Genomic DNA, 19,918 nt, shown 5'->3' with positions numbered 1-19,918 from the left:
TTTATATCCTCCTTCATTGAGAAGGGGGCGATTTTGTTTGTGTCTATGTCATCATCATAGTTATTCATTACCCCATAGAGGAGAGACCTGCACCAGTACCTTCCCTATCCTTCACCAGAACTTTTTACAAAAATCAATACGATATCAGTGTCTCCCTTCTAATTTGTACAGTTCACTAATTGTTTTTTGGGAGGATAGGGATTTAATAAGGAATTATCTAGAAAAAGGAAAGAAATTAAAGAGTCTAAAGAATCTAAAAAATCAAAATTATCGAAATCATAGAAACGAACGGAATCCTTTAATTTTTTAATCCTCTAATTTTTTAATCCATTAATAATAAAAGCCTATGTCACTAAAATTTAAGACCATTGAGAAGAGCCAACCGGGTGTTTCGGGAGGCGGAGCGAAGAAATATTACGCATCTCCAGTGTACAGCGGAGAGCTGACGCTGGAAGATATGACGAAGCGAATAGAGAAAATTTCTACAGTAAGCGGGGCAGACATCCGTGCGGTGCTGTATGCCTTTGCCGATATATTGCCTGATGAGCTTACCAATGGCTTTATAGTACGCTTGGGAGAGGTAGGATCTTTCCGTCAGAGCATTAGCAGTGAGGGTAAGGAGGCGGAATCAGAAGTAACGGCGAGTGCCATTAGAGACTCTAGGATACTTTTCACACCGGGTAAAAAGCTGAAAGATGCTCTGAAAACAGCCAAGTACGAAAAGGCACCTTAGGGATGGAAAATTTCCTAGCTAGGAAAATATAATTTCCTAGTTAGGAAATTGAAATTCCCTAGTTAGGGAATTGAGACTATGAAAAGAATATATAAAAAAGGGAAAAATCTAAAGAATCTAAAAAAATCGAAATCATCGAAATGAACGGAATCTTTTAATTTTTTCAATCTTTTAATCATTTAATAAAAAAAAATAAATCAACATTTTAAATTTAAAAACGATGAACAAAACAACAATCAAGATCAGTGTGTTAGCGTTCTTAGGTTTTATAACTTATGGCTACGCACAGCAACAGCAGCAAGACCCTTACAGGGGTAAAGTAGGGGTAAACACCATAGAGCCGAGTGCTACGATGGATGTACAGCCGAATAGTGATAACGCTAGAGTAGAGGCAAAAACGAACGAAGGGATTATTGCCCCAAAGCTGAGCAAGACGAGAATTGCGAATATTGCCGCTCCCGTAGAAGGTACTTTAGTGTATGCTACGGATGCTACTTACACTGTAGCAGGTGATGCTACAGTAGATAATAGAGTAGCGAAGATTACGGAAAAAGGGTACTATTATTACAACGGTACCGAGTGGGTGAAAGCGGGGAGTGATAGTGCTGAGCAAATTTGGATAGAAAAAGATGGTAATAAAGTAAGCCTTAAAAGCTCGTTAATCGAACAAGATGTTCACTATACACCTAAAGGTTTTTATCGAACACCTAAAAATAAAACATCCGTTGTAGATTATGATTATAATACAAATCAAACAATAGATACCTCTTTTTCTGATATAAAACAAACAGATTTTTCAATGTATAGTTCCTCTGGTAAAGAATATAATAGAGGATTAGATGGGAATCAATCTTTTGATTTTATTTCAAATCGTTTGGAAGTTGATGGATTAAAAGATAACACAGGAGCGAACTCTAATATTGTATTTCATTCTAATAATGTAACAATACCTCCATCTTATCCTTTAGGTGTTCGGCTACTGAGAACAGGTTTTTTTTCCGCAACGAAACTTAATGATGGTGCTACTTCAGAATTAACTGCTTTAGGAACAAGAGCTTTGGATGCAGGAGCGGGAAACACAGGTACTATTATAGGTACTTCAGGGTCGGTTATGTTACAAAAGTCCGCTGGAATAGTATCTAATATTCATGTAGGACTTACAAGATTGGATATCTTATCTCAAAACAAAGCAAATGTAACTAATCTTATAGGCTCTAGGGTGCATTTTAAAGTTTTGGGTTCTGGAAATATTACCAACATGTATGCATACGCTCCTAGGATAGAAGCCAATGATACTTTCACAGGAACGGTTACTAATTATTATGACTACTATGCAGATGGGCATCCGACTCAGTTTAATGTGACTAATAGATATGGAATCTACATTAGCGGAGCTAATAAAATCAATTATTTAGAATCTAATTTAGGTATAGGAACAAAAGAACCAAAAGGAAAAATTCATGCATTCAATGAAAGAAATGTAGATACGCCTTTATTGGTATTGGGGACTCGAAATAATACCAATAATAATGTAAGTAAAGCTATAGAACTTTATACGGATAATCCTGCTTCTTCTGCAAAAATAAATGTTGTAAGAGGAATAAATTCAGGGTTTACGGGTTTCGCTTTTTCTACCTCTAATTCAGGTATAACAGAAGAGGCAATGAGAATTACTCCAACAGGAAATATAGGTGTCGGCACTATAACCCCATCTGAAAAACTCGATGTAGCGGGTAGTATCAAATCTACGGCTTTAGCAGGATCAGGTAATCGTCCAGTATATGCAGATGCAGAAGGTAAATTGGTAATCGGTAGTTCTACTACTATCAGATCTGCATGGGTTCCAGATACAGCGAGTAATTCTGTACAGCTTGCCATTACATCTGCTAATGGAGACAGAACTACTCACCCAATAAGCATTACAGATGAAGGAATGGTAAGAGCTACTTCTTTCCAAGGAGTTAATGGAGCCACCATCTTCCCAGATTATGTATTCCAAAAGTACTATACAGGAACTTCTTCTATCAAGGCAGATTATAACTTTAAATCATTGAGCCAAGTAGAAGATTTTGTAAAAGCGAATGGACACTTGCCTGGGTATAAATCTGCGGAGACTATTAAGGCACAAGGTTATGTAGATTTAATGGAAACGCAGCTGACCAATGTGGAGAAAATAGAAGAGCTTTATTTGCACAGCATAGAGCAAGACAAAGTGAATAAGCAACAAGCAGAAGCATTGAGAGCTAAAGATGCAGAGATTGCAGATTTAAAGCAGAGGCTTGAGAGATTAGAAAAATTAATCCAATAAATTTTACTTTGCCCTATCAGAGTTTTAGTTCTGATAGGGCTTTTTTTATGATAGTGAGTTTTTAGCTTCTAGCCATTGGCAGTTAGCTTTCTAACTTCCAAATTCTAATCTCTAACTTCTAAAATCATTGTACTTAGAGATGTGATTTTATTTTTGAAATCGGTGTATTTTCTTTGTTCCTTCGTACATTTCGTATTGTAGGAAACGGGTTTCTAATTTTCCGTTGTAGAGTTTTATTTTTCGGGATGGGCGAAGTCCTATTTTCTTTACGGCTTCTAAATCAGAGCTGATGAGCCATGCTAAAGTATTGGGATAGGATTGTTTAAAAGTATCTCCTATTTTTTTATAAAAATCTTCTTGACGAATACGGATTCTTTCGTCATAAGGCGGATTAAATACCATGAGCAGTGGGAAATTTTCTTTTTTGCTCTCGAAAAAATTTTTCTTTTCTATGGTAATCACATCTTCCAGCTCTGCGGAAAGGATATTTTTTTGGGCAATGGATAGCATTTTGTTATCAATGTCATAACCGCGTATCACGCCATTGAACTCCCGAATTCTTTTTAGCCTAAATTCTCGAATGGTAGCAAAGAGGTGACCATCATAATTTTTCCAATTTTGAAAACCAAACCTTTTTCTAAATAGCTGTGCCGGAAGCTCCATGGCTATCATGGCGGCTTCTATGAGGAGTGTCCCCGAGCCACACATGGGGTCTAAGAAATTTCCTTTACCGTCCCATCCTGCTATTTTTAGCATTCCTGCTGCCAGTACTTCATTGATGGGGGCATCTCCAGACTGTACCCTATAGCCTCTTTTGTAGAGGGGTTCGCCTGAGGAATCTAATGCAATGGTAACTTTGTCTTCATCAATATGGAGATGAAATTTAATGTCAGGGTTCTGAGTGTCTATGTTGGGGCGAGTGCTGTATCGGTCTCTAAAAAAATCCACAATGGCATCTTTCATTTTCAGCATCATGAACTGAGAGTGTTTAAACTTTTCAGAGTGTACCGTAGCATCTATGGCAAAAGACTGATGAGGTGAGAGGTAGCTATTCCAGTCTAAAGATTTTAATTTTTGGTAAAACTTATGTTCGTTAAAGGCTTTAAAAGAGGATATAGGCACCAATATCTTGAGTGCCGTTCTTAGGCTGTAATTGATTTTGTAGAGAAAACCGAGGTCTCCCACGCAGTTGACCGCTCTGTTTTTGATTTCTATGGATTTACCGCCAAGCTGTTTTATTTCTTGAGCCAATACTTCCTCTAAGCCGAAAAAAGTTTTTATCTGAATGGAAAAATCTCCGTCTAACTGCATCTGTTTAAAATATAAATTGAAAAAAACGAAAGAAAGAAAATATTTCTTTCTGCAAAATTAAGTATTTTTGCCGAATGGCTTGGTATGCGAAATGGTTTGATACACCGTACTATCATCTTTTGTACAGTAACAGAGATTTTAAAGAAGCAGAGCGTTTTTTGGATTTGCTCACAGAATTTTTACAATTACCAGAAAAAAGCAGCATAATAGATTTGGCTTGTGGTAAGGGGAGGCATTCTTTGTATCTCAATCGGCTAGGGTATGATGTCATCGGGTTAGATTTGTCAGAGAACAGTATTCTTCATAATAAGAAATATGAAAATGATTCGCTGAAATTTGAGGTGCATGACATGAGAATGCCAATGGCGTATCAAAATATCAATGCGGTATTTAATCTGTTTACGAGCTTTGGTTATTTTGATGATGCTCAGGATGACCATAAAGTGTTTCGTTCCGTATCCGAAGTGCTCCAGCCGAATGGTATTTTTGTATTGGATTTTTTGAATGCTGATTTCGTGAGGAGTAATCTCATTGCTTCTGAAATAATCAGAAGAGAGCGGATGGATTTCCACATTAAAAGGAGAATAGAAAACGCTTTCATTATCAAGGATATTTTCTTCAGAGACCAAGGGGAAGATTTTCATTTTTTTGAAAAAGTAAAATTGCATACCATGCAAGAAATAGAACAGCTGGCTCAGCAATATGGTTTGCATCTAAGAGCGAAATTTGGAGATTATCAGCTGAATGAATTTCACCCTGAAACTTCTCCAAGAACGATAATGGTATTTATCAAAAATGAAATGAAAGGATGATGGTGGTTTTATTAATCCTAAGTGTTTTAGTGGGGGTAGTGCTGGGAATTTTTTTTGGTAAAGAAGAGAAAATAGCCAAAAATTTTCTTATTCTCAGTGCGGGTTTTCTCATTGCCATTTGTATGAATGAGCTTTTTCCCTCCATTTATGCTGCACATACGCATTCTATTGGACTTTGGGTGCTGGGGGGCGTAGTTTTACAGATGTTTTTAGAAAATTTTACTAAAGGGTTTGAGCATGGGCATATCCATCAGCCTACAGAGAAGAATATTTTACCTATTGGTTTGGTAATTGGGCTTTTCATTCACGCCTTTATAGAAGGGATACCATTGGCCAATGAAAAAGATTTGGCTTCGCCTTATTTACAAGGGATATTGGTGCATAATGTTCCTATTTCTTTTATATTGGGTACATTTTTATTCAGGCATAAGAAACTTTCCTCTTACTCATGGTTTATTATAGGGCTGTTTGCTATTGCTTCACCTTTGGGGTATTGGTTGGGAGATTTTCTGCCTGTCTCTTATATTCCTTATATTATGGCAATTGTGGGAGGGATATTTTTACATATATCTTCCGTCATTATATTTGAAAGTAATAAAAATCATAATATTGATTGGAAAAAAATCGGTTTTGTGGTTTTGGGGATTGCTTTGGCTACTTTGTTTCATTTCGTAGGGCATGAACATTAATAAACCAGAGGCTGAAACATTTTTTTTCTCCGTGGGTTTGAAATTTTAAATCTTATCTTTGTACCATGAGTGTAGTGGCGAGGCAGGGCATAAAATATACGATGGTGGGGTATGCTGGGTTTTTGCTCGGTGCACTTTCTACTTATTTTCTTTTTCCTTATCATTTTGAGTTTTATGGGACACTTAGCTACATTATGTCTATGGCTGAGATTTTTGTTCCTATCGTGGTATTTGGTATCTCTTATGCTAATGTGAAATTTTTTTATCATACTCACAGTCTGGGGAAGCATCAGAATATTTTCTTTCTTTCTTTGGGGATGATAGTTTTTAATTTTCTTTTATTTTCATTGCTTTTTTTCGGTATCCACTGGCTTTTTCCTTCATTGCAGTTCAGTGAACGATGGAATTATAAGTGGTACATTTTGCCTTTGGTTTTAATATTATCATTATCTCATTTATGTAATCGTTATGCCAGTAATTTTAAGCGAATAGCCATTCCTAATATTTTTGAAAATATTTTTCCTAAGATGGCGAATGTTTTGGCATTCAGTGCGTTTATATTGGGTGTGGTAAGTGCTATTTCTTTGGGGATATTTTTAGGGGTGTTTTTTATGGCTCTGCTGGGCTATTGGATGTATCTACAGCGATTAGAAAAGTTTCAGTGGGATACCGGTACAGATTTTATTAAGAAAGATGGTTTTTATAAATCGTTCCTTAATTATAGTTTTTTTAGTTTCCTAGGTAATATCGGTAACTTTATTGCTATTAAAATTGACAAAGTGATGATAGGTGATTATATCAGCATGCAGGAAGTAGGTATTTACAGTACTATTTTAGGAATTATTTCTTTGATTTCTATGCCTCAATTGGGGCTTTTTAGTATCTCGGCTCCCATTATTAACACTTACTTGGAGGAGAATAATATGGAAGCATTGGATAAATTTCATAAGAAGACTTCGCTGAGTTTATTTTTCTTAGGAACGCTATTATTCACAGGTTTATTGTCAGGGTTTCCTTATCTCACTATGTTCATTAAAAATGGAATGTATCTTTTAGAGTCAGAGCCTGTTATTTGGATTTTGGGTTCTGCTATTCTCATAGATCTGGCTACGGGGTTTAATGGGAATATTATTTCTCTTTCTAAGTATTACCGATTCAATATTTTGGTGATGCTACTTCTCGCTTTTCTTACTATTTTTACCAATTATCTTTTTCTTTCATTTACAGATTTAGGGATAGTAGGAGTGGCATTGGCTACGGCAATTTCTCTTTTATTGTATAATGTAATTAAGTTGGTCTTTAATTATAAAAAATTTAATGTACATCCTATTACCATAGAGATGATATTGCTGGCAATCATTTCTTTTCTATCGGTAATTATTGCTACATATTTACCTGAATTTAGATATCCTTTGGTCAATTTAATCTACAAGCCATTGGTGGCGATAGGTATAGTGCTTTTGGGAAATCATTTTTTTAAGCTTATGCCATTGGATGAATACCTGAATAAGGGATTCCTGAAAAAACTTTTTGGAAAATAATTTTCGATAAAAATGTTATTTTATGGCTCACCATCTCATCATTTCCAACGCCAAAATAGGGTATCATTATCCGTTGGTAGATATCCCACATGCGGAATTGCATACAGGGAAAGTAACGCTTTTGGTAGGAGATAATGGAGTGGGCAAGACCACATTATTAAAATCCATGCTTGGACAATTACCTCTTTTGGATGGGGCTATTTTTTTGGATCAGAGGTCTATTGGTCAAATGACAGCTAAAGAAATAGCACTGAAAATGGCAGTGGTATTTTCTAAATCTAAAATTCCTGATCAGTACACCGTGTTTGATTTAATTGCACTCGGGAAATTTGTTCATTACCCTTATTATTTTCGTTTGTCCAAGAAAGATGAACAGAATATTCATGACATTATTGATATGCTTCATCTTGAGCGGTATAGATATACTCATATTCGTGAACTCTCTGATGGTAACCTCCAAAAATCCTTGATAGGAATGGCATTGGCTCAAGAAACGCCTGTGTTATTATTAGATGAGCCTACTACGCACCTTGATCAAAAAAACAAAATCATCCTTTTGGAATTGCTTAGAGAAATAGCTCAAGCGTATGATAAGTCTATTCTTCTTTCTTCTCATGATTGGCGAATGGCAATGCAGTATGCGGATTTTCTTTGGCTTATAGATAATGGTAAGCTGTACTCAGGGCTTTCGGAAGATGTGCAGAGGATGAAGAAAGATTTTTTTACTGAACACTCCCCCTTATTTTCATCTGCTTTTATTCCTCCTAATATTCAAGGCGATGTGGAGCATATTGAGCTGATGGTAAAAGCATTACAGAAGAATTTTTCTACTGATTTATCTTCGGTAAATATTGTTTTTAAGAATCGTCAAATTTTTATTTCTTTTTTGGATAATCAAAAAGAATACATAGTAAATAATTTATTTGAAACAATTGAACTTCTTAAAAAAATAGGATTTTAAAAAATAATATTTCTTTTATTATTGGATTTGCTAAAATTTAACATTATTTTAACATTGTTTGTTATTATGCGTGCATAATATTTGCTACCTTTGAGTAAAATATGATATTATGAACAATTTAACGAATGAAAAAGTAGAGAGTATAGATCTCATCTTGAAACAAACATGGTTGGCAGTTTCTAAAATGTATTCTGAAATCGCTCAGGCGTATGATTCCACTACGGTACAAGCATTGACATTGCTGAAAATAGACCCTAAACATGGTACTCGTAGTACGGATTTGGGGCCTAAAATGGCAATAGAGCCTACTTCGCTTACTAGAATTATTAAACTTTTGGAAGATGGGGAATATATCTATAAAGATAAAGGAAGTGATGATAAAAGAGAGGTTTTTATTAAACTTACAGAAAAAGGGGTAAATGCGAGAAATATTTCTAAAGAAATGGTACTTTCTTTTAATAAGATGATTGTGGATAAAATAGATGCTGAAAAATTAGAGGTATTTAAAGAGGTAATGGATACCATCTTGAGCCTTGCCCTTGATGCGATTGCTAAGAATAAAAAATAATAGAAAAATTATTGTAAAACAGTTGTATCTTTTTATTGTACTTGTTAAGGGAAAATAAAAGGTAAATATAAAACCTATCATATATGAAAAAAAGAAGAATCAAGCACATTACGGTTTTAGGTTCTGGAATTATGGGGAGTGGAATTGCCGCACATTTTGCTAATATCGGTGTGGAAGTGCTTATGCTGGACATCGTCCCAAATGAACTCTCTGACACCGAACGAAAAAAAGGACTGACCGAAGAAAGCAAAGCGTTCAGAAATAGAATTGCTACTGAGAATTTTGAAAAATTAAAAAAATCAAGTCCTGCTTTGCTGTATTCTCCAAAGTTTGCAGAGCGGATTACAGTAGGGAATTTTGATGATGATTTACACAAAATAAAAAATACCGATTGGATTATCGAAGTCGTGGTGGAAAGATTAGATATTAAAAAATCGGTTTATGAAAAGATAGAGCAGTTTCGGAAAGAAGGTACTTTGGTGTCTTCTAATACTTCAGGAATACCTATTCATCTCCTTACTGAAGGGCGAAGTGATGATTTTAAAAAGCATTTCGCAGGAACCCACTTTTTTAATCCTGTACGGTATTTACCACTTTTAGAGGTGATTCCTACTAAAGATACTGCCCCAGAAATTGTAGAATTTTATAAAGAATACGGAACGAAGTTTTTAGGGAAAACCACAGTCATCGCTAAAGATACCCCTGCTTTCATAGCGAATAGAATAGGTGTATTTAGCATGATGGACTTACTTCATAATGTGAGGAAATTAGGCCTTACCGTATCAGAGGTAGATAAACTTACAGGGCCTATCATAGGAAGGCCGAAATCTGCTACATTCAGAACGGCAGATGTGGTAGGCTTGGATACTCTCGTCATGGTGGCAAAAGGGGTGCATAAGAGCGGTATGGAAGCACAAAATTTTAATGATGTATTCCAGTTGCCAGACTATATCCAAACCATGGTGAGTAATAAATGGTTAGGAGCTAAAACAGAAGGAGGCTTTTATAAAAAAGTAAAAAATGCAGAGGGGAAATCAGAAATTCATGAGCTGAATTTGGAGACATTAGAATATTCAGCACAAGCTAAATCTAATTTTCCTACGCTAGAGCTTACCAAAAACATTGACAAGCCAATAGACCGATTTAAGGTGCTGATTGGTGGAAAGGATAAGGCATCGGAACTGTATAAAAAGTCGCTAGGTGCATTGTTTGCTTATGTTTCTCACAAAGTGCCTGAGATTTCAGACGAAATTTATAAGATAGATGATGCCATGCGTGCAGGGTTCGGCTGGGAGAATGGACCTTTTGAAATTTGGGACGCCGTAGGAATAAAAAAAGGCGTAGAGCTGGCTAATGAAGCAGGATATATTGTATCTGACTGGGTGAAAGAACTTGCGGAAAATAACGGCTCTTTTTATCAAGTTAATGATGGAGGGCTTACCCTTTTCTTTGACAAAGAGAAAAAAGAATACGCCCAAATTCCAGGGCATGAGCAGTTCATCATATTAGATAATATCCGAAAAAATAAAACGCTATGGAGTAATTCTGGAGCGGCTATTCAAGATTTAGGAGACGGAATTATCAATTTTGAAATTCGTTCTAAAATGAACTCCTTAGGTGGGGAAGTTTTGGATGGGCTCAATCGTGCCATAGACCTTGCAGAAAAGGAATACGATGGTTTAGTTATTGCCAATCAAGGAGCGAATTTCTCCGTAGGAGCCAACTTAGCCATGATTCTTATGATGGCCGTGGAGCAAGACTGGGATGACCTTAACATGGCAATTGCTTATTTCCAAAAATCTATGATGAGAGTGAGATATTCCTTCGTACCAGTAGTGGTGGCTCCTTTTGGAATGACCCTTGGGGGAGGTTGTGAAATGACACTTCATGCGGATAGAGTGGTAGCTGCCGCAGAAACTTATATCGGATTGGTAGAAGTAGGCGTAGGAGTAATCCCTGGAGGCGGTGGAACTAAGGAAATGACGCTAAGAACTTCCAGAGATTTTGTGAAAGACGATGTGAAAAATAATAGACTGAGAGATGCTTTTATGAATATCGCAATGGGTAAAGTGGCTACCTCTGCATATGAAGCTATGGATATGCATATTTTGGAAAAAGGTAAAGACCTTATCGTAGTGAATAAAAATACCCAAATCCAAACGGCAAAATCCGTAGCATTAGCAATGGCTGAGCAAGGCTATACCCAGCCGATACAGCAGAAAGTAACCGTCTTAGGTAAAGATGCTTTGGGAATGTTTTATGTAGGTACGGATCAGATGTTGGCAGGGAATTTCATCTCAGAACACGATAAGAAAATTGCAGATAAACTCGCTTTCGTAATGGCAGGAGGAAATCTCTCAGAACAAACGCAAGTATCAGAACAATATCTCCTTAACTTAGAGCGAGAAGCATTCTTACAGCTCTGCGGAGAAAGAAAAACGCTAGAAAGAATCCAATACATGCTCCAAAAAGGAAAACCATTGAGAAATTAAATTGATTTTTTCATTGTATAAAGTACAATGTAAAAGGTATAAAGATATAAGATTGTAAATTAATGTATTAAGAAAATAAAAATTATAACCATATTGTAGGCTTATAATACATTAATACTGTATTGAACAATTAACCAGCACTATACAATTAAAAATGCATAATTTCAGAGAATTGGAAGTTTGGAAAAAAGCGATGGCTCTTACTACAACTTACTATAGCGTGTCTAGAGATTTTCCGAAAGAGGAAGTGTTCGGATTGACCTCGCAGTCTCGGAGAAGTTTGATTTCCATAGCGTCTAATATAGCCGAAGGAGCAGGAAGAGAGACGGATAAACAGTTTGTTCAATTTTTATCCATTGCTTTGGCATCATCATTTGAATTTGAAACTCAATTGATTGTAGCTAATAACTTGGATTACATTTCAAAAGAATGTTTTGAAAATATATTTAGTGATTTGAGATATATTCAGAATATGCTTATAAAACTGATAAACAAGCTAAAGCAATAGCAAAATTTTGCACATTATAAAAGTAAAGTCATCATACTTTGTACCAGTATAATATTAATATAAGAATAAAGTTGTTGTATAATAAAAAATCATTATACTTAGTACATTATACTTAGTACATTATACAATAAAACAAAAAGAATATGAAACCAGCATACATTATAAAAGGGTTTAGAACTGCCGTGGGTAAAGCACCTAAAGGAAGTCTAAGATTTACTAGACCAGACATTATGGCCGCTACTGTAATAGAAAAACTTATGGAAGCGGTGCCACAGTTAGATAAAAATAGAATAGATGACCTCATCGTGGGAAATGCAATGCCCGAAGCAGAGCAGGGACTTAATGTTGCCAGACTCATCTCCCTCATGGGACTTAATACCGATAAAGTGCCAGGGGTAACCGTGAATAGATATTGTGCATCGGGTTCTGAGGCTATCGCTATTGCTTCTGCTAAGATTCAGGCAGGTATGGCAGATTGTATCATCGCAGGGGGGACAGAATCTATGAGCTACATCCCTATGGGCGGATACAAGCCTGTGCCAGAAACGAATATCGCTAAAACTAACCCCGACTACTATTGGGGAATGGGCTACACTGCAGAGGCGGTGGCGAAGGAGTTCGGTATTACCAGAGAAGAACAAGATGAGTTCGCATTTTATTCCCATCAGAAGGCATTGAAGGCGTTGGAAGAAGGGAAATTTGTGAATCAAATCGTCCCAATTCCTGTGGAGCATACTTTTGTAGATGAAAACCAAAAACTTCAGACCAAGAAATTTGATTTCGCCATAGATGAAGGTCCAAGAAAAGACACTTCTTTGGAGGGACTGGCAAGGCTGAAACCTGTTTTTGCCAATGGAGGAAGCGTAACGGCAGGAAATTCGTCCCAAATGAGTGACGGGGCGGCCTTCGTTATTGTGATGAGCGAAGATATGGTAAAGGAGCTAGGATTAGAACCCGAAGCTCGATTGGTGGCTTATGCTGCGGCGGGTCTTGAACCGAGAATTATGGGAATGGGGCCTATTCACGCTATTCCCAAAGCACTGAAACAAGCTGGGCTGGCATTGAATGATATTGAATTAATAGAGCTTAATGAAGCTTTTGCTTCTCAATCCGTTGCCATTAGAAAAGAACTTGACCTTAATCCTGAAATTCTCAATGTGAATGGGGGAGCTATCGCTTTGGGGCATCCACTCGGTTGTACGGGGACAAAACTTACCGTTCAGCTCATTGATGAAATGAAACGAAGAGGTAACAAATACGGTATGGTAACCATGTGTGTAGGAACAGGACAGGGAGCAGCATCCATCTTTGAAATCATGTAATTGTACAAAGTGTAAAGTACGATGTACAAAGTATAGCGTATAAAGACTTATAAGGGAAATTTCACGCGAGGCTTACGGAGATTTCACGCGAGGCTTACGGAGATTTCACGCGAGGCTTACGGAAATTTTCTTCGAGGCTTACGGAGATTTTGCTCGGACTTGACGGAGATTTAAGTACAATGGACAAAGTATAAAGTACAAAGACTTCTGACGGAGATTTTCCTAAAAGAGCCTAAAGCTTACTGCTTACTGCTTAAAAATTGTTAAAAAAATAAACTTATGAATACACTAAAAGGAGGAGAATTCCTCATTAAACCAATAGAAGCAAAGTATGTTTTTTCATTAGAAGAACTTACAGAGGAACAAAAAATGCTTCGCGACTCTGCAAAGGAGTTTATCGATAAAAAAGTGGTACCCAATAACGAAAGATTCGAAAAGAAAGACTATGCCTTTACTGAAGAATGTATGAAGGAACTCGGTGAACTGGGATTGCTTGGCATCGCTGTGCCTCAGGAGTATGGTGGTTTGGGAATGGGCTTTGTGAGTACTATGCTCGCATGTGATGCTACTTCTGGTGCCAATGGTTCACTGGCCACTGCCTATGGTGCACATACAGGGATAGGTACTTTGCCTATTTTGTTTTACGGTACAGAAGAGCAAAAACAAAAATACCTCCCTCATTTGGCTGCAGGAACTAAATTCGGTGCCTATTGTCTTACAGAGCCCGATGCAGGGTCTGATGCCAATAGCGGAAAAACGAAAGCCAGATTATCAGAGGACGGAAAACATTATATCATTAACGGACAGAAAATGTGGATTTCTAACGCAGGTTTTGCAGATACTTTTACTTTTTTTGCCAAAATAGATGATGATAAGAACCTTACAGGTTTTGTTGTGAATCGTTCCGAATTAGAGCAGCTTGAAAGCTTAAGTTTGGGCGAAGAGGAGCATAAACTTGGCATCAGAGCATCATCTACCCGTCAGGTGTTTTTTAATGATATGAAAATCCCTGTAGAAAACCTTCTGGGAGAGAGAAATAATGGGTTTAAAATCGCCCTTAACGCTCTCAATGTAGGTAGAATAAAGCTGGCAGCGGCTTCCTTAGATGGGCAAAGAAGAATTATCCAACAGGCAATTCAGTACTCCAATGAAAGAAAACAATTTGGGGTGAGTATCTCTACTTTCGGTGCTATTCGTAAGAAAGTGGCAGAGATGGCAACACTTCATTTCGTGAGCGAATCAGGAACTTACCGTGCAGCAAAAAATATTGAAGATAAAATTGCTCAATTCATAGAGGAGGGAATGACGCATCAGCAGGCAGAACTTAAAGGTGTGGAAGAGTTCGCAGTAGAATGCTCTATCCTTAAAGTATTCGTATCTGATGCTACTCAGCACATCGCTGATGAAGGTATCCAGATTTATGGAGGAATGGGCTTCTCTGAAGATGCTCCTATGGAAGCGGCATGGAGAGACTCTAGAATTTCAAGAATCTATGAAGGTACTAATGAAATTAACAGATTGCTCGCCGTGGGAATGCTTATCAAAAGGGCTATGAAGGGGCATCTGGATTTAATTTCTCCAGCGATGGAAGTAGGCAAAGAACTCATGAGCATACCGTCCTTTGAAGTACCAGACTACTCTGAATATATGAGCGAAGAAAAAGCCATTATTGCCAATCTGAAAAAAGTTTTTCTCATGGTGTCAGGAGCAGCATTACAAAAGTATATGATGGATATAGAAAAGCAGCAGCACCTGCTTCTGAATGCTTCTGAAATTCTGAATCAGATTTACATGGCAGAATCAGCAATACTTAGAGCTGAAAAGCATTTTGATACCGATAGCGTAGAGGCGGCTATGGCAAGGCTGAATCTTTATCATGCGGTAGAAAAAATCATTGTAGCTGCCAAGGAGGGAATTATCTCTTTTGCGGAAGGAGATGAACAGCGTATGATGCTTTCTGGAGTAAGAAGATTTACTAAATACACCAACTATCCGAATATTGTAGCACTCACGGAAAAAATAGCAAGTGCCAAGATTGGATAAAAAAAGAGGCTGTCCCATGGTTTTAGGACAGCTTTTTTTATTTCGCTTTTTTCCTTGAAAACTAAAAATATGATTTTTCCTGCCGAGAAGTTCTAATGTTTTTTTCTTGCTTATTTTATCTCAAATCCGGTGAATTAATGAGGTTCTGCCTAAGGACTCTCTTTAGAAAAATTACTCCTTGACCGATTGGAAGATTTTCCTCAACAAAAAGTGAAAATTTAAATATAAAAATAGGGTTTATCAAGTGAAAACCCTATTTTATTTTTGATTAATTTTTTAATATCTTGGATTCTCTTTTCCTTATCCAAAATAAGTAACTCCCAAGTAACAGAGTGCTGCCACTATAGCGGAAATAGGAATGGTAAGCACCCATGCCCAAAGTAGGCTTACAGTGATTCCCCACCTTACGGCAGATATTCTCTTGGTAAGCCCTACCCCGATGATAGATCCCGTAATGGTATGCGTGGTAGAAACTGGAATACCAAAATGATCCGTAAGGAAAAGCGTCATGGCTCCTGCTGTTTCGGCACTTACGCCTTCTAGAGATGTTACTTTAGTAATTTTAGTCCCCATGGTTTTCACTATTTTCCATCCACCACTCATGGTTCCTAAACCAATGGCAATAAATGACACCAAAGGTACCCAAATATAATCTTGGGTAAAGAAATCAAATCTTTCAGCATGCGGAAGAAGTGCATAAGGGTCATTCCCTCCTATCATATTCACATGATAGTAAATTACGGCTGCACCAATGATTCCCATTACCTTTTGAGCATCATTAAGACCATGCCCAAGACTGAAAAGTGCTGAAGAAAAAAGCTGCATTTTCTTAAATGCCGATTCCGCTTTATGAGGATTGGATTTTCGGCAAATATTGACAATGATAAGCGTAATGATTACCGAAGCAATCATACCTATTACCGGTGCTAAAAAAATGAATAAGAAGATAGGAATTACTTTGCTGTATTTCACTACATCTTGTGTAAAAAGCATCTGAAATGCCAGTTTTAGCTTTTCAAACATGGATAAATCAGGCTGCGTTACCGCGATATGGTGATAATCCTGCATCAGGGCATGCATGAGAGCAGCCCCTAAAAAACCTCCGATGAGCGTATGCGAAGAGGAAGAAGGGATACCAAACCACCAAGTAAGCAGATTCCAAGCAATAGCCGCTACTAATCCCGCAAATATCACTTCTAAATTAATAAAGTTTTCATTTACAGTCTTGGCAATGGTGTTACCTATTTTAAATTCACCGATGATGTATGCCGCAATGAAAAACGCCGCAAAATTCCAAACGGCCGCCCAAAGTACCGCCTGAAAAGGGGTAAGTACTTTAGTAGATACGATGGTGGCAATAGAATTGGCAGCATCATGAAATCCATTGATATAATCAAAAATCAACGCCAAAGTAATGATGGCGATAAGAAGTATAGGAAATTCCATACACAAAAAAATTGGTTCTACTCTAAGCGTATTTAATAATGATACTATCTAAAACATTGGCCACATCTTCTGCCTTATCGGTTACCTCTTCTAGATAATTAAGCACTTGTTTTACCTTGATAATATTAATCGGATCATTGGTTTCAAACAGTTTGATAAGTGCCTCGCTTTGAACATCATCTGCGATATTCTCTATACTATTAATCTTAATACAAGATTCTTTTACTGCAGCTAAATCTTTAAAATCTTTAAGATTATCAATGGCCTTTTGAATCTCTACACACGCTTTATGGATAAGAAGTGCAAATTCCTGATAAGCCGCTGTTTCTGGGCTTTTATACAAGAAAATGTATTTAGTAGAAGCATAGATATAATCTGCAATATCATCTAAGCTCGTTGCTAGAGAGTGAATATCTTCTCTATCAAAAGGAGTGATGAAGTTTTTCCCTAGTTCTACATAAATTTGATGCGTGGTATCATCATTGACATGCTCATATTCTCCTATTTTTTTTAGGAGCATATCATCATTCATGTCAAAATCTTTGATACCTTCGTAGAAAGCTTCTGACATCTCTACTAGCGTATTCGCCATTTTTTCAAACAACACAAAAAAGACCTTGTCTTTCGGTTGAAATGCTTTAAAAATGTTTCCAATTCCCATGTTAATTTTATTCTTAATTTTCTTGTGGCAAATATCCAAATAATTACCGTTAATTATATATTAATTTTTATTAACATTCGTCATGTTTTTGAAATTTATAGTTTTTACAAATACTACTTCAAAAAATAAAAAAGGCGGAGAATGAAGAGGTTTTGAATCTTTAAGCGTATCTATGTATAAACCAAAATTACACAAAGGTAAGTATATATGAGCAATTTATTTAAAGAATTAGAGGAGATTGATGAAAAAAACAGAGACGCCTAAAAAAATTGCGTCTCTAAAAAATTATATTCTACCTTCTTGGATTTCGTTAATGATTTCAGGATTAATAAGTGTAGAGGTATCTCCAAAATTAGAAAAATCTCCTTCCGCTATTTTTCTCAATATCCTACGCATAATTTTCCCAGAACGGGTTTTAGGAAGGCTACTTACAAACTGGATTTTATCTAGCTTCGCTATAGGACCTACCCCCTCAGCAATTACTTGATTAATTTCCTTTCTTAGGTTTTCTCTATCTCTACTTTCTCCCACTTCTTTTAGCATCACAAAACCATACAATGCATTTCCTTTAATATCATGTGGATAGCCTACAATAGCAGATTCTGCCACCGCAGGATGTAGATTTACGCTATCTTCTATAGGTGCAGTACCTAGATTGTGCCCCGAAACTATGATCACATCATCTACTCTTCCTGTGATTCTATAGTAACCTGTTTCATCTCTTAATGCCCCATCTCCCGTAAAATATTTTCCTGGAAATGCCGAAAAATAGGTTGCTCTATACCGCTCATGGTCTCCCCATATCGTCCTTGCAATTCCCGGCCATGGAAAACGAATGCACAAATTACCATCTACTTGATTTCCTGAAATCTCATTTCTTTTCTCATCCATTAAAACGGGCTGAATTCCTGGCAATGGCAGCGTAGCATAGGTAGGCTTGGTAGGGGTAACAAAAGGAATGGGCGAAATCATGATACCTCCCGTTTCCGTTTGCCACCAAGTATCCAAAATAGGGCATTTTTTCTTCCCAATATGGGTGTTAAACCAATGCCATGCTTCGTCATTGATAGGTTCTCCTACAGAGCCAATAACCCTAAGGCTAGATAGATCATGTTTTTCTACCCATTCAATGGATTCCTTTGCCAAAGAACGAATGGCTGTAGGTGCGGTATAAAATTGTGTTACTTTATGTTTCTCTATGATTTCCCAAAAACGATCAGGCTCAGGATAGGTAGGTACCCCCTCAAAAATTACCGTGGTAGCTCCATTAATGAGAGGTCCATAGATAATATAAGAATGTCCTGTAATCCAGCCCACATCTGCTGAGCACCAATGCACATCATTCTCCCTGTAGTCAAAAACATTTTGAAAAGTATAGCCCGTATAAACCATATACCCCGCTGTAGTATGTAGCATTCCTTTAGGTTTTCCCGTGGACCCCGAAGTGTAGAGAATGAAAAGCGGATCCTCGGCATCCATTATTTTAGTAACGAAGTCATTTGATGCCTTGTCTAAATATTCTGCCAACCAAAAATCTCTCCCCTCTTTCATGGTTACTTCATGTCCCGTTCTTTTTACTACTAAAACTTTTTTTACAGAAAGACACGCTTCCACTGCTTCATCTATGATACTTTTTAGGTCTATAGATTTGTTTCCTCTATAGCTTCCATCAGAAGTGATAATGACTTTTGCTCCGCAATCATTTACCCGCGAGGATACCGCAGAAGCAGAAAAACCTGCAAAAATAACGGAATGCACTGCTCCCATCTTTGCACAAGCCAACATTGCTACCGCTATTTCTGGAATCATTGGAAGGTAAATACATACTCTATCTCCTTTTTGCACTCCCATTTCGGTGAGAACATTGGCCATTTTACATACTCTAGAATGAAGTTCCCTATAACTGATGTATTGTGCTTGTTCATTAGGATTATTCGGTTCCCAGATAATTGCTGTCTTTTCTCCTCTCTCATTGAGGTGTCTATCTAAACAGTTTTTAGTGATATTCAGTTTTGCATTTTTAAACCATTTGATATGTGCATTTTCCATATCAAAATCCACTACTTTACTCCACCTTTGATACCAAACGAAATTTTCATCGGCTATTTTATCCCAAAATTTCTTGGGATTCTTTATGGATTTCTTATATTGTTTAAAATAATCTGGAAGATCTTGAATTTGGTATTTTCTCATCTGTTTAATTTTTTCTTTGGGGAAGTTACAAATTTTTTCTTTTCATAAAATCAAAGTCGTGAAAAAAAACATGAATCCGCATGATAGATTTCTTCGGTAAAAACAAGATGAATTACCACAAAAATTTCAAAACATGAATATTTATCGATCTATATGACCTAGATTCAACTTATAAAAGTAACTTTCCGTTATTATTAATTGCTTTCAAATATATTTCTTTTGAACTTAAAAAAACAAATCTTTTGCGTGGTCTTGTATTTAAAACATTTCTTACTGATTGTCAAAGCATAAAATCAATAAAAAAGCTTAAGTTTGCTCTTATATTACGCT

General features: G+C 36.8%; 15 protein-coding genes. 11 read left to right on the top strand and 4 right to left on the bottom strand.

The annotated features are described in order from the left end of the window. Window positions 1–346 precede the first annotated feature (346 nt). On the top strand, window positions 347–733 hold the full coding sequence (locus HMPREF9699_RS09975) for an HU family DNA-binding protein (RefSeq protein WP_002664482.1): 387 nt from the start codon (window positions 347–349) through the stop codon (window positions 731–733). Window positions 734–953: 220 nt separating this feature from the next. Then, the gene (locus tag HMPREF9699_RS10870) at window positions 954–3,041 is read left to right on the top strand and encodes a hypothetical protein (protein ID WP_002664480.1); all 2,088 of its coding nucleotides are present in this window, start codon (window positions 954–956) and stop codon (window positions 3,039–3,041) included. Window positions 3,042–3,188: 147 nt separating this feature from the next. Here the strand turns inward: HMPREF9699_RS10870 and HMPREF9699_RS09965 are convergent, their stop codons facing one another. Further along, the gene (locus HMPREF9699_RS09965) at window positions 3,189–4,352 is read right to left on the bottom strand and encodes a THUMP domain-containing class I SAM-dependent RNA methyltransferase (RefSeq protein ID WP_002664478.1); all 1,164 of its coding nucleotides are present in this window, start codon (window positions 4,350–4,352) and stop codon (window positions 3,189–3,191) included. Window positions 4,353–4,426: 74 nt separating this feature from the next. Here HMPREF9699_RS09965 and HMPREF9699_RS09960 point away from each other — a divergent pair, with 74 nt between their 5' ends. The 9 genes from HMPREF9699_RS09960 to HMPREF9699_RS09920 all read left to right on the top strand — a co-directional run bounded on the left by HMPREF9699_RS09960 (window position 4,427) and on the right by HMPREF9699_RS09920 (window position 15,288). Further along, window positions 4,427–5,164 carry a class I SAM-dependent methyltransferase gene (locus HMPREF9699_RS09960; RefSeq protein ID WP_002664476.1) on the top strand — a complete coding sequence of 246 codons (738 nt, stop codon included), beginning with the start codon at window positions 4,427–4,429 and terminating at the stop codon, window positions 5,162–5,164. Then, a complete protein-coding gene (locus HMPREF9699_RS09955; RefSeq protein ID WP_002664475.1) occupies window positions 5,161–5,853 on the top strand; it encodes a ZIP family metal transporter in 693 nt (230 codons plus the stop codon). The genes HMPREF9699_RS09960 and HMPREF9699_RS09955 overlap by 4 nt, the downstream gene beginning before the upstream one ends. A gap of 65 nt (window positions 5,854–5,918) precedes the next feature. After that, window positions 5,919–7,394 (top strand): lipopolysaccharide biosynthesis protein, encoded by a 1,476-nt coding sequence (locus HMPREF9699_RS09950; RefSeq protein WP_002664474.1) that lies wholly within the window; start codon window positions 5,919–5,921, stop codon window positions 7,392–7,394. Window positions 7,395–7,416: 22 nt separating this feature from the next. After that, entirely contained in the window at window positions 7,417–8,355 is a 939-nt protein-coding gene (locus HMPREF9699_RS09945) for an ABC transporter ATP-binding protein (protein ID WP_002664473.1), read from the top strand. 109 nt (window positions 8,356–8,464) lie between these two features. Beyond that, on the top strand, window positions 8,465–8,923 hold the full coding sequence (locus tag HMPREF9699_RS09940; protein ID WP_002664472.1) for a MarR family winged helix-turn-helix transcriptional regulator: 459 nt from the start codon (window positions 8,465–8,467) through the stop codon (window positions 8,921–8,923). Between the two features lie 83 nt (window positions 8,924–9,006). After that, a complete protein-coding gene (locus HMPREF9699_RS09935; RefSeq protein WP_002664471.1) occupies window positions 9,007–11,415 on the top strand; it encodes a 3-hydroxyacyl-CoA dehydrogenase/enoyl-CoA hydratase family protein in 2,409 nt (802 codons plus the stop codon). A gap of 154 nt (window positions 11,416–11,569) precedes the next feature. Continuing rightward, on the top strand, window positions 11,570–11,923 hold the full coding sequence (locus HMPREF9699_RS09930) for a four helix bundle protein (RefSeq protein WP_002664470.1): 354 nt from the start codon (window positions 11,570–11,572) through the stop codon (window positions 11,921–11,923). Between the two features lie 143 nt (window positions 11,924–12,066). After that, a complete protein-coding gene (locus tag HMPREF9699_RS09925; RefSeq protein ID WP_002664469.1) occupies window positions 12,067–13,245 on the top strand; it encodes a thiolase family protein in 1,179 nt (392 codons plus the stop codon). A 279-nt stretch (window positions 13,246–13,524) separates the two neighbouring features. Continuing rightward, window positions 13,525–15,288 carry an acyl-CoA dehydrogenase family protein gene (locus HMPREF9699_RS09920; protein WP_002664468.1) on the top strand — a complete coding sequence of 588 codons (1,764 nt, stop codon included), beginning with the start codon at window positions 13,525–13,527 and terminating at the stop codon, window positions 15,286–15,288. 300 nt (window positions 15,289–15,588) lie between these two features. Here HMPREF9699_RS09920 and HMPREF9699_RS09915 read toward each other — a convergent pair whose 3' ends face one another. The 3 genes from HMPREF9699_RS09915 to acs form a co-directional block, all read right to left on the bottom strand. Then, window positions 15,589–16,734 (bottom strand): inorganic phosphate transporter, encoded by a 1,146-nt coding sequence (locus tag HMPREF9699_RS09915; RefSeq protein WP_002664467.1) that lies wholly within the window; start codon window positions 16,732–16,734, stop codon window positions 15,589–15,591. 22 nt (window positions 16,735–16,756) lie between these two features. Continuing rightward, the gene (locus HMPREF9699_RS09910) at window positions 16,757–17,395 is read right to left on the bottom strand and encodes a DUF47 domain-containing protein (protein ID WP_002664466.1); all 639 of its coding nucleotides are present in this window, start codon (window positions 17,393–17,395) and stop codon (window positions 16,757–16,759) included. Between the two features lie 285 nt (window positions 17,396–17,680). Continuing rightward, window positions 17,681–19,588: an acetate--CoA ligase gene (gene acs, locus HMPREF9699_RS09905; RefSeq protein WP_002664465.1), complete on the bottom strand. Its 1,908-nt coding sequence runs from the start codon at window positions 19,586–19,588 to the stop codon at window positions 17,681–17,683. Window positions 19,589–19,918: the final 330 nt, after the last annotated feature.

Source organism: Bergeyella zoohelcum ATCC 43767 (genome assembly GCF_000301075.1).
GTDB lineage: Bacteria > Bacteroidota > Bacteroidia > Flavobacteriales > Weeksellaceae > Bergeyella > Bergeyella zoohelcum.
This window is presented reverse-complemented; position numbering and strand designations above follow the sequence as displayed.